General features: G+C 39.9%; 12 protein-coding genes and 1 other RNA gene. 9 read left to right on the top strand and 4 right to left on the bottom strand.

What is annotated here, in order from left to right; genetic code table 11:
- Positions 1-84: 84 nt before the first annotated feature.
- The 3 genes from MHI35_RS09515 to MHI35_RS09505 form a co-directional block, all read right to left on the bottom strand.
- The gene (locus tag MHI35_RS09515) at positions 85-906 is read right to left on the bottom strand and encodes a superoxide dismutase (protein WP_144523582.1); all 822 of its coding nucleotides are present in this window, start codon (positions 904-906) and stop codon (positions 85-87) included.
- On the bottom strand, positions 899-2,773 hold the full coding sequence (locus tag MHI35_RS09510) for a terpene cyclase/mutase family protein (protein WP_144523581.1): 1,875 nt from the start codon (positions 2,771-2,773) through the stop codon (positions 899-901). Before MHI35_RS09510 ends, MHI35_RS09515 begins: the two co-directional genes overlap by 8 nt.
- 102 nt (positions 2,774-2,875) lie before the next feature.
- On the bottom strand, positions 2,876-4,360 hold the full coding sequence (locus MHI35_RS09505) for an aldehyde dehydrogenase family protein (protein ID WP_211064321.1): 1,485 nt from the start codon (positions 4,358-4,360) through the stop codon (positions 2,876-2,878).
- A gap of 214 nt (positions 4,361-4,574) precedes the next feature.
- Here MHI35_RS09505 and MHI35_RS09500 point away from each other — a divergent pair, with 214 nt between their 5' ends.
- From MHI35_RS09500 to MHI35_RS09465, 8 genes are all read left to right on the top strand, one after another.
- Complete coding sequence (locus tag MHI35_RS09500) at positions 4,575-4,787, top strand: DUF6501 family protein (RefSeq protein WP_012010250.1); 213 nt, start codon at positions 4,575-4,577, stop codon at positions 4,785-4,787.
- 49 nt (positions 4,788-4,836) lie between these two features.
- The gene (locus MHI35_RS09495; protein WP_223250615.1) at positions 4,837-4,974 is read left to right on the top strand and encodes a DUF4025 domain-containing protein; all 138 of its coding nucleotides are present in this window, start codon (positions 4,837-4,839) and stop codon (positions 4,972-4,974) included.
- A gap of 276 nt (positions 4,975-5,250) precedes the next feature.
- Positions 5,251-5,589 (top strand): PH domain-containing protein, encoded by a 339-nt coding sequence (locus tag MHI35_RS09490; RefSeq protein ID WP_012010249.1) that lies wholly within the window; start codon positions 5,251-5,253, stop codon positions 5,587-5,589.
- A 177-nt stretch (positions 5,590-5,766) separates the two neighbouring features.
- Positions 5,767-6,414, top strand: a complete 648-nt coding sequence (locus tag MHI35_RS09485) for an SDR family oxidoreductase (protein WP_211064423.1) — start codon at positions 5,767-5,769, stop codon at positions 6,412-6,414.
- A 91-nt stretch (positions 6,415-6,505) separates the two neighbouring features.
- Positions 6,506-7,006, top strand: coding sequence for a TraR/DksA family transcriptional regulator (locus MHI35_RS09480; RefSeq protein WP_144523575.1), 501 nt, complete (start codon positions 6,506-6,508; stop codon positions 7,004-7,006).
- A gap of 132 nt (positions 7,007-7,138) precedes the next feature.
- Positions 7,139-7,324, top strand: a non-coding RNA gene (ssrS, locus tag MHI35_RS09475) — 6S RNA.
- 133 nt (positions 7,325-7,457) lie between these two features.
- The gene (gene recQ, locus MHI35_RS09470; protein WP_144523573.1) at positions 7,458-9,239 is read left to right on the top strand and encodes a DNA helicase RecQ; all 1,782 of its coding nucleotides are present in this window, start codon (positions 7,458-7,460) and stop codon (positions 9,237-9,239) included.
- Positions 9,240-9,494: 255 nt separating this feature from the next.
- Positions 9,495-10,286, top strand: coding sequence for a LysM peptidoglycan-binding and 3D domain-containing protein (locus MHI35_RS09465; protein WP_012010245.1), 792 nt, complete (start codon positions 9,495-9,497; stop codon positions 10,284-10,286).
- Between the two features lie 152 nt (positions 10,287-10,438).
- Here MHI35_RS09465 and MHI35_RS09460 read toward each other — a convergent pair whose 3' ends face one another.
- Positions 10,439-10,945 (bottom strand): hypothetical protein, encoded by a 507-nt coding sequence (locus tag MHI35_RS09460; RefSeq protein WP_144523571.1) that lies wholly within the window; start codon positions 10,943-10,945, stop codon positions 10,439-10,441.
- Between the two features lie 204 nt (positions 10,946-11,149).
- On the opposite strand from MHI35_RS09460, the gene MHI35_RS09455 reads away from it, so the two are divergent.
- The gene (locus tag MHI35_RS09455; protein WP_012010243.1) at positions 11,150-11,689 is read left to right on the top strand and encodes a DUF420 domain-containing protein; all 540 of its coding nucleotides are present in this window, start codon (positions 11,150-11,152) and stop codon (positions 11,687-11,689) included.
- Positions 11,690-11,769: the final 80 nt, after the last annotated feature.

Genomic DNA, 11,769 nt, shown 5'->3' with positions numbered 1-11,769 from the left:
CAACCCATTCTTTCAGTGCTGATAATAATATTATGTAAACTGAATAAACTCCATATAAGCGAATGCCTACATGGAGTAGCGTTGTTAAAAAGGGGTCCATTTCACTTGCTGAGCTTGCTTAAGCCGTGCTTCTGGCTCATGCCAGTCAACGACATTCCACCAACGATCTACATATGTCGCTTTTTCATTCAGATATTGCAGATAGTAGGCATGTTCCCATACGTCAAGAGCGAGAAGAGGGATCACATCCCATTGTGATAAAAATTGGTGGCGTTCTGCTTGTAAAATCTCTAATCGCTGAGATCTGGGCGCCCAAACAAGAATCGCCCAGCCAACACCTTCTACTTGTTTAGCTGCAGCAGAAAATTGGGATTTGAATGCATCATAGCTTTCAAACGATTGTTCAATCTGGCGAAGCATTTGCCCAGTGGGCTTTCGTTTCCCTGAAGGACTCATGGAAAACCAAAAAATGCAATGTAAATAGTGTCCCGCACCATTGAAGGCAAGCTCCCGTTCCCAATGCTTGATCATTTTAAAATCATTGGTTCTTCTCGCTCTTTTTAATGCAAGCTCTGCTTGATTCAGACCATCAACATATGATTGGTGATGCTTCTGGTGATGCAAATACATAATCTCTTTTGAAATAAACGGTTCTAGTGCATCATACCGGTAAGGGAGAGGGGGTAATTGATGACCGCCAACTGCTACATCTCGCATTGCATCTTGTGGAATTATATCCTCTGCAATACTTTCAGCCAATGTGTACCACTCTTCTTCACGGGAATGCTCATCATTCATGATGAACGATAAATGTTCTGCTTTTTGACGGATGTTGTCATCTTGAATTGCACCTTGAATGGAGCTAAGCCAATCTTTAAGTTGCATACGATATTCTTCCTTATTCATATTTACGCCTCATTTCTTCTAAAAATGTGGAACAAGCCATCATTGGAAAAACAAATGGATAACTATGATAGGTGATGTAAAATTGCTTTGGAAGACCAATGCCTACTGGATAGTGCAAGGCTTTACTCGAATGCTGATGTTGAATCAAAAACGAGATGGCTTTTAAAATCGCTTTGTCATCTGGTTGCACGTATTGTAAAAGTGCTTCAGCGGCCCAAGCCGTTTGAACCACTGTTCCAAATGGAAGCGGGACATATCTTTTAACCTCTGCACTTTTACACGATTCTCCGAAACTGCCATCTTCTAATTGAATGGTTTTTAAAAATCGACATGCTTTTTTAACAGCAGGATGCGATGAGGGGATGCCACTAGCCTTTAGTCCTGTTAACGCAGCCCAAGTACCATAAATATAGCAAACGCCCCATCTGCCGAACCATGATCCATTCTTCTCTTGATGATCAAGTAGCCATTTCACACAATGATCTTTTTGCCTTTGCATGAGTGGTGACTTGTCGTTCTCTTCAAGAGCGATAAGATGGAGCACACGACCTGTAATATCAGGAGTAGAAGGATCAATGGCTGCATCCTCAGCAGATTCGAGCGGGAGATGACGAAGCAAGAAGTGATCTTGATTTTTTTCAAAAGCTGAAAAGCCACCATCCCGGTTTTGCATAGAAAGAAGCCAATCAAATCCTCGTTTCCACTGAACAGGAGCATAAGTTTGAGGAATGGCTTTTAACACAATTTGCGTATCATCACAATCTGGGTTATTTGTGTTCAAATCTGAAAAACCAAAGCCTCCCGGAGCCGCATGCCGGTTATGGATTGCCCAATCTGCTTTCTTCGTTTGCTGCCGGTTTAGTAAGTACGTAAAAGATTTTTTAATAACTGGATCATCTTGTGTTCTGCCCGCTCGCTGAGAAGCATAACTGACAAGCGCTGTATCCCAAACAGTAGATGTAGAATTCTCAGCATATTTTTTGCCCCCACAGTCAGTGACTAGCTGTTTCATCCCTTTGACTGCTTTTAAAATGAGATGATGTCCCGGAGAGTATCCAAGACTCATGAGTGCATAGACCATAAAAATACTGGCACTTAAATAGCTGTACAGCGTGCCATCTTTTTCAAGACGGTCAAACATATATCGCTTCGCTGCCTCATACCCGAAAAAGTCGAACCTGCTGTCGAGTACTGTATACGACCGCATGTACGCTAGAAAGTGGTGAGTGGAACGTTCTTCTCTTGCCATAAACCAGTCAAAAGGATTTTTAGACATGTTCGCATCAAGATGTGATAAGCTTGGGAACTGCTCATGAGAGGTATATCGTTTGTTGAGTGCAATCATCATTGGGACAAAATGAATTCTTGCATAGGCACTAAGATGATAGAAATGAAGCGGGAAGTATGTAGGGATGAGTAAAAATGCAAGTGGTGCATAGAAGTATGGCCAAGGGTGCATACCATTGACGGCAAGCATCCACTTTGTCATAAAATGAACGTCCTTCAAACCGCCATTTGATCGAATAAAATGTGCTGCTTTTTCCATATGTGGCTCATCTTGTTGATACCTGCCTGACACGAGCATTCCGCAGTAGCCTTGCACAGTCGCGGTTACATGTCCCGCCTGATCATGATACAAAGAGAAGGAACCATCCTCATTTTGCTTTTTGCGAATTGCTTCTGCCAATTGATGAACCAAAGCCTGATCCGAATCGCCAACAGCCTTTAATAGCATAATTAAAAAAGCATTTGTCATCATGGGCCCTTCAAAGCAGAAGACAAAAGCGCCATCTTCTCGTTGTCTGTGCTGCATTTGCATGTGCAGTTCATCCATATATTCGTTTACTTTCGTTTTGAAATCTTGCATATTCGGCCATGCTCCTTTCCTTTATTACTATATTCAGGAGCCTGCCTGTCACATGCAATCACAAAAAAGCCGATGACTTGGTCACCGGCTTTATAGGCGTCATTAGTCTTGGAGATTAATCCACACACTTTTGACTTCTGTATAGTTGTTAAGGGCGTATGATCCCATTTCTCTGCCAAGACCTGATTGCTTGTATCCTCCAAACGGGGAGGCAGCATCAAAGACGTTGTAGCAGTTGACCCAAATTGTGCCTGCTTCAAGGCGTGCAGCAATGTCATGGGCATGCTTTAAGTTTTCTGTCCAAAGCCCTGCGGCTAATCCATAGTCAGACTGGTTGGCTCTTTCGACCACTTCTTCAATGGAATCGTAAGGAATCGCAGATAGGACAGGTCCAAAGATTTCTTCTTTTGCGATGGTCATATCATCTTCTACATCTCTAAAAACAGTAGGGGAGACAAAATAACCAGCCTCATAAGGGCAATCACCACCGACAACGGCTGTTGCACCTTCTGATTTACCTTTTTCAATATAGCCTAACACACGCTCATGCTGTTCTTTACTGACAAGAGGTCCGATTTGCGTATCTTGATGAAGACCGGCTCCTTGTTTGAGGGATGTCGCATATTCAGCCATTTGATCAACCACCTCATCATATTGACTCCGGTGAACAAAGACCCTAGAACCTGCACAGCATACTTGACCTTGGTTAAACATAACCCCATTTAAAGCACCTGGAATGGCTTTCTTTAAATCGGCATCTGGCAATATAATGTTTGGTGATTTTCCGCCAAGTTCTAATGTGACTCTCTTAATGGATTTGGCAGCTTTCTCCATGATGAGTTTCCCAACACTTGTTGATCCCGTGAAGGCAATCTTGTTTACATCAGGGTGATCGGTTAAAGCGTTTCCAGCTGTTTCACCAAATCCAGGAACGATGTTAATCACACCTTCTGGGAAGCCAGCTTTATCTACTAATTCAGCTAAATAGAGCGCAGAGAGGGGTGTTTGTTCTGCTGGTTTTAACACGATGGTGCAGCCAGTCGCAAGTGCAGCACCCATTTTCCACATGGCCATAAGTAGCGGGAAGTTCCAAGGAATGATTTGTCCTACAACGCCAACAGGCTCATGACGGGTATAATTAAAGTATCCTTGGCTGACAGGAATGGTTTGTCCGCTTATTTTCGTTGTCCATCCCGCATAATAGCGCATATGCTCGATTGCGAGAGGGATATCTGCATTGGTTGTTTCATTAATTGGCTTTCCGTTATCTAAAGTTTCAAGCTGCGCGAGTTCTTCTTGGTTTTCTTCCATTAAATCAGCAAGCTTAAACATAAGACGGGCGCGTTCGGCGGCAGACATGGAGCGCCAAGGACCATGAAAGGCTTTTTTGGCTGCTTTTACTGCCTGATCAATGTCTTTTGCACCTGCTTCATATACATCAATAAGGGTTTCACCTGTGGCTGGGTTAGGAGTTGAAAAGGTTTTGTTATCGTGACTTGTGACAAACTGACCATTAATGTAGAGTTTTTTCGTCCCTTGGAGAAAAGATTCGAGTTTTGAACTAATTTGAAGTGTTGTAGAGCTCATAAATAAACAAACCTCCTTAAAAGATATGGATTGTTCTGCGAGTTCTAGGTGGAAAAGCGGACTTGAAGCAAATGATCTAGTATACGCATATGAATGTAAACGTATACATTCATCATATTACACGACATCTTTGAAAGCAATCCATAACACTCATTGCATTTCATGAAAAATTGGCTACAATAAATGTATAGATGAAAAAAGGAGTTTTTAAATCATGATCCATCAAAACTGGCAAACGGCTCAAACGTTAAAACAAGTAAAATGTATACATACGAATGCGAAAAAATATATGGTTGACCGTGCACTAACGGTTGGCAGCACATATGAAGTGAAAAATGAAACAGAAGAATTCCTGTTTGTCGTTGATAATACAGGTAAAGTAGGCGGGTATTATAAAGAGTATTTCGAAGACATTTCTGCTGAATGATTTTGGTGATCATCACTCATACTAAGAAAAACAGTAAAGGGTGATGATGATGAAAAAGAAGCAAACAGATGAGCAGAATCAACAAAATGCTTGGCATGATAACGAAGATGCTGATATGGCAATTACGCTTGAGCAAATTTCCGATGTGTATGCAGAGGGAACCATTGAAACACCAAAAGACGAATAGTCATTTTAAACAGTGATTTGAAAAATCACTGTTTTTTTATTGGTCACAATTTACCCATTTTCTCAAAAAAAACTGAAACTTTTTTCCTGCTTTAACTGTCTAAATAAGTAGAGGAAAGAGCATCGAATCAAAAAGAAAAAGTTAAATGAAATTTAATCTATTCGTAATGGAATAACGACCATTTATAGCGTATTCTATAAGTGAGAACAAAACGTATCCACAAAGCGTGTGGCCGTTTTTTCATAAAGGAATTTGATGGAGGAAGAGGGGGTTTACGTGGGTATTTTTTCTGTCAGTAAACAAAATGATAAGAAATTCGAATCCTTACTAATTGAAGGGGAAAGAATTGAAGCTGTTTACAGACTGCGTCACGACCAAATTTGTTTCACGAATAAACGACTGATCTTTGGCGATAACCGCGTATTTTCTAAAAAGAAAGTCAGGGTCTCCTTGCCTTATCGATCAATTGAAAGTTTTGCCATTCAAGAAGCTGGCGTGTTTGATCAGGACACAGGTATGTTGCTTGTCACAAGCTCAAAAGTATTTGAACTCGATTTTTCAAAAGAGACGGATTTGAATGATGTGCAAGCCATTTTGACAAAACATCTTTGCTGATCAACCTTGCGATTACATAGATCACATGCACTTTTCTCATTCTTCGTATTTATTTTAATAGATCGCACATTGCCTGAGGCCTTGCCCATATTTTCTGGGAAGGGCTTTTTTGTTTACGTGTTTGAATGATAGTAAAAAAGGATAAAGATGAAACAGATACAGAAAGGAGAATGAACAATGAAAGTATTAGTTGCAGGAGCAAATGGACATACAGGTAGACTCGTCATACGTTATTTAAAAGAAAAAGGACATGAGCCGCTTGCTCTTATTCGAGATGAAAAACAAGCGGATGCGCTAAAAGAACTTGGTGCATTGCCTGTCATCGGTGATCTTGAAAAGGATGTGACAGATGCTGTGAAACAAGCAGATGCTGTCATCTTTGCAGCTGGTTCAGGCTCAAAAACGGGGGCAGAAAAGACGATTGCAGTGGATCAAGAAGGTGCAAAACGTCTTGTTGACACAGCGAAAAAAGAAAATATTCAGCATTTTGTGATGCTGAGTTCCTATAATGCCGATGATCCAAACCAGGGAAAAGGGCAAGGAAGTATGGAAATTTATTATGAGGCAAAAAGAAAAGCAGATGAACACCTTAAACAGTCTGGGCTTTCCTATACCATTGTCCGACCAGGTGCCTTGCTGCATGAGGAAAAGACAGGAAAGATTGAAGCTGCAGCGCATATTCCAGATGATCAAAACATTGAGATTTCAAGAGAGGACGTAGCTACTGTTCTTGTGGAAAGCTTAACAGAATCCAATGTAAAAAATAAATCCTTTGACTTGATTAAAGGCGATAAATCAGTAGAAGAAGCACTTCGTACCTTGTAAGAGAAGAAAGCTGCTGCCAATCAGGCGGCGGCTTTTTTGATGTTTTCAATTCCTTTGTAGCGGGAAGGTATTAAGAAAGGAGTGATTGACCGTGGGCTTAACGAAAGAACAACAAGCTGATTTATACGAAAGATTGAATCAATTAAAGGAAGATGTAAAAGGGGCAAAAAAGAAAGATGAATCTATGCTAAGTGAATCGAGCGAGATTTCAAATGGTGTTGGGAACCATATCGCTGATCATGGAAGCATCTATTTAGACCGCATGACCGAACAAACGCTGGACCAAGTTGATGGCCAGATTGAAGCTGAAATTGATGCAGCACTGAAACGAATGGAAGACGGAACATACGGTGTTTGCGAGAAAACAGGGAAAGACATTCCATATGAACGTTTAAAAGTAGTTCCCTATACACGTTATTCAATTGACGCGAAGAAAAATGAAGAAACCACTCAAGACCCAAATGAGTTTGACCGTAATTTTTCTGATCAAATGCGTGATTTAACAAATAGACAAACAATGGACCAGATGCATTCAGATACGTATGAACGATTAGAGGAAGAGCAGGATGTTGACATAGACGATGAAAAATAGGATGATAAATGGAAGTTACATTTTTTCAGAATAATTTTTTCTTATGTGTGCAAGAACAAATCTCTTGTATACACGAGTTTTTTTTAGAAAAAAGATCTCTTGAAATTTAATAAACTTTCGTGTAATATAGTTTAAAGGCTGCGATGCGCGTAATGTTAATTAAGTTTTAACCTTTAAGCTGTAATAGGGAGTTTTATATTGAAGCCGGAATGTCATGCCTCCTTAGAGAGGAAGACAGGAACGTTTCTGCAAACACCCACTTTGAGGAGTGGTGGTTTAAAACTTTCTTACTTAGATTACGGCATCCGCAGCTTTTCCTAGGATGATTCAAGCCATTTTCCATTTCGGAAAATGGCTTTTTATTTTGCGAAAAGACGAAATTGGACTGATCGCCTGTAAAGGCAAGAATCTATGTTAAAATGGACAAAACAAATGACGGAGAGGGAATTGGATGTTAGAAAAAGCAGAAGCACTCCTGAAACAATATTATGGCTTTGATGCCTTTAGAAAAGGACAGAAACAAGCCATTGAAGCGATTGTAAATAAACAAAAGGATACCGTCTGCATTATGCCGACAGGCGGAGGGAAGTCAGTTTGCTATCAGATCCCTGCGCTGATGATGGAAGGGACAACGATCGTCGTATCTCCGCTTATTTCTTTAATGAAGGATCAGGTTGATGCGTTAAATGAGATGGGGATACGTTCCTCCTTTTTAAACAGCACCCTGTCTGCATCTGAAATGAATGCAAGGCTGAAAAAATGCGAAAAAGGGGAATATGAACTTCTTTATATCACACCTGAACGCTTACAAAATGAACGTTTTTTTCAGCTGCTAGATCGGTTAACGATTCCTTTAATTGCAATTGATGAGGCGCACTGTATATCCGAGTGGGGACATGATTTTAGGCCAAGTTATCGCTTCATTCAAGAATGCTTGAACAAGCTGTCAAAAAGACCGGTGATTGTCGCATTAACAGCTACAGCGACGAAAAAGGTCCAACAAGATATATGTGAACAGCTTGGTATAAACGGAGAAGAAACCATTTTTACTGGGTTTGCTAGAGAAAATTTGTCCTTTCAAGTGATCAAAGGAGAAAACAGTGAACGTTTTATCACACAATATATGAAGAAAAACAGTCTTGAGTCTGGCATTATTTATACCGCCACTCGTAAAGAAGCGGACCACATTTATCATCGACTAAAAAAACAAAAGATCAAAGCTGGTGTTTATCATGGTGGCTTGGATGATCATACGAGAGAAGAGCAACAAAATCTCTTTTTAAATGATGATATCCAGGTGATGGTCGCCACATCAGCATTTGGCATGGGCATTAATAAGTCGAATGTGCGTTTTGTGATCCATCATCAAATTCCAAGGGATATAGAAAGCTACTATCAAGAAGCTGGGCGTGCCGGCAGAGATGGGCTTGAAAGTGAATGCATCTTACTGTTTTCACCTCAAGGAGTAAGGGTGCAGCGTTTTCTCATTGAACAGTCAATAGAAGATGAGACGCGCTACCAGCATGAGTTGCTTAAATTAAGGCAAATGGTGGATTACTGTCATACTGAGCAATGTTTGCAGCAATTTGTGATGGATTATTTTGATCAAACAGCTAGTTCGCCTTGCGGTAAATGCAGCAATTGCCTTGATGAAAGAGAGCGTGAAGAGGTCACAAGAGAAGCGCAGATGGTGTTATCTTGTACAGTGAGAATGAATGAGCGATTCGGTAAAATGATGATCGCCCAAGTACTGGCAGGCTCTAAAAACAAAAAAGTGCTAGAGCTAGGTTTTGACCGCCTCCCTACATATGCTTTAATGAAACAACATTCGGCTCAGCAAATCAGTGACTTCATTGAATTTTTAATTACAGAAGAGTATTTGCACATGTCTGAAGGTGCTTACCCAACACTCAAGGTGACTCATAAAGGGAAGAAAGTGCTAGTTGGACAAGAGAAAGTGTATAAAAAGCAGGCGATCAAAGCAGAAGCTATTCAAGAAAATGATGCATTATTTGAGCGATTACGCTCGCTGAGAATGAAGCTAGCTAGAGAGCAAGGTGTTCCGCCGTTTGTTGTTTTTTCTGATCAAACATTGAAGGAAATGTCAGCGGTAGAGCCTCAAACAGATGAAGAATTACTCCAAATCAAGGGGATTGGCGCTCAAAAAAGAGAGAAATACGGAGATGTTTTTTTAGAAGAAATTCGTTTATTTATAGAAAAAGAGAAAAAATAAAGAGTTTGAAGAAGAAAAATATTTTTTTTCGTTGCACTTGGACACGTTTTCATCAGGCCGTTTTTGACCCTTTTAAAACCTTGATATGGCGGGGAATCAAGCCATTTTGTGGTCTGATTTACCAATGGAGAGAGATGTTTCATGTAAAGGAACTGTAATCTAAAACATATCGTTTTGTTATTGAATTGACATTTACATATGTTACGATAGCACTCGTTAGCCGCCATAAAAAGCTAACAAGGGAGGATTTACTTTATGAAGAAGACTATTATGTCCTTGGTTGCTGTTGCAGCAATCTCAACAACAGCATTTGGAGCACAGCAAGCTTCTGCAAAGGAAATCACTGTACAGAAAGGTGATACACTTTGGGGAATCTCACAAAAAAATGATGTGTCTCTAAAGGACCTAAAGGGTTGGAACAATTTATCTACTGATATGATCTATGTGGGTGATAAATTGACAATCTCTTCAAAAGAGAAAACTCAGGAGCAGTATAAAGTCCAGAAGGGGGACAGCCTCTGGAAAATCGCTCAAAAATTCAATGTGTCAATTAGCGATATTAAGTCTTGGAATAACTTAAACTCAGATATAATTATGGTTGGTTCAACACTAAGTGTTGCTGGCCAAAGCTCGGCTCCGGTAAGCTCAGAACCTGTTCAAAAACAGGAACCTGTCCAAAAAGAGCAAACAACGAAAAAAGCTGCTCCTAAAAAGGAAACAGCTAAAGCAGAATCATCTTCTGCTAGTCAGAGTGTACAAAAAGAAATGACTGTTACGGCTACGGCTTATACAGCAAATGATGGTGGCATCTCAGGTATCACTGCAACAGGGGTAAACTTAAACAAAAACCCAAATGCAAAAGTGATTGCAGTAGATCCTAGTGTCATTCCATTAGGAAGTAAGGTTTATGTTGAAGGCTACGGTGAAGCCATCGCAGCAGATACTGGCGGCGCAATTAAAGGTAACAAAATTGATGTACATGTACCAAGCAAATCCCAAGCGAAAAATTGGGGCGTAAAATCAGTCAAAGTAAAAGTACTTAACTAGTAAACAATTGTTTTTTGGAAGAAAGCATCAGGTGGCGGCCTGATGCTTTTATTGTACCCTTTTTTTGGTCAAAAATACACATATTTTTCTGAAAAATTTGCATTTTCGACATAAAGTAGCGCATATCTTATGATATACGCTGGTTTTTGTCGTTAGCTGTCCACCCAATAAATTTCTCCGCTTTGTTCTTTCCAATTGATCTGGACATCAAATTGATGCTTTTCATAAAAATGAATCAAGCGGTCCACGTGACCCCAGTCTCTTTTGACGAGGTCGCCAGTAATCACTGGGATGTTCTGCTCTCTTGCGATTTCTTTTAAATGCTTCATGCAGATGGAGCCGTACCCATTATCTGGCGGGCCTTTAATATCGGCAATATGAATCTTTCCTTCTTCAGGATATTCCGCAATTAAGGAAAAATCAGATTGTCCGCGAAAAGCTTTTTCACAATCGCTGAGCATAATTTTACATGTATCTGCACTTTCAATGGCAGAGACGATCAGCCACTCATCTTCTTTCGCTTGATCGATGCCAATGATTTTTGCTTTTTTCGAAATATCTTTCATATTTTCTTGCATTCGATACATTTGGAACTGCAATTGCTGTAATTCTTGCTCTAACGACTTCACATCTTTGGCTGTTTCCTGTAAGATTGACAAGTCCATTGCTCCTTTCCTATCAGAGATGATAAAAATCACATAAATTCCAATTTTAAAGGATGTGGATGGATCTTTCAAGCCGTTAGAACGCCTGCAACCTGCAAGTTTGTCTAAAATTCGACGAAGATAGCGAATTCATTGACTTTATAGAGAAATTTAAATAACATACTCTTAGTCGGAACTAATAAAGAGAGGTTTTCAAACATGAAAGAACAGAATCAAAAACCGAAAAATTTTACTGGTATTGTGATCATTTTAACAATTGCCATAAACGGATTAATCGCTTTATTATTTTTAATGCCAAAATCAGATAAATTTAGTCATCTGGATATTACATTTTTGCCGTTACTGAATGCCGTGATGAACAGCTTTACGTTTATCTTTTTACTTTCAGCACTCATCATGATTAAACAAAAGAACATTAAAGCGCATAGACGATTTATCTTTGCTGCATTTTCAACGACACTTGTCTTTTTAATTTCGTATGTAACCTATCATTCAATGGCAGCTGATACCCATTTCGGAGGAGAAGGGATCATCCGTCCAATTTACTTCTTTATTTTAATCACACATATTGTCTTATCAGCAGTCATTGTACCGCTTGCCTTGATTACGCTATTTAGAGGCGCACAGATGCAAGTCGAGCGCCACCGTAAAATTGCTCGCTGGACAATGCCGTTATGGCTTTATGTCAGCCTCACTGGCGTCATTGTATATATGATGATTTCTCCATACTACAGCTAACGTATGTCCAACTGGACATACGTTCTTTTATTTACAAGATGCAGTGCTTTGGATAAAATGGGAATTGGGTATCCGACTTG

The organism is Bacillus sp. FSL K6-3459 (genome assembly GCF_038003305.1).
GTDB lineage: Bacteria > Bacillota > Bacilli > Bacillales > Bacillaceae > Bacillus > Bacillus pumilus_O.
The sequence above is the reverse complement of the archived record's forward strand: the minus strand, read 5'-3'. Positions and strand labels throughout refer to the sequence as shown.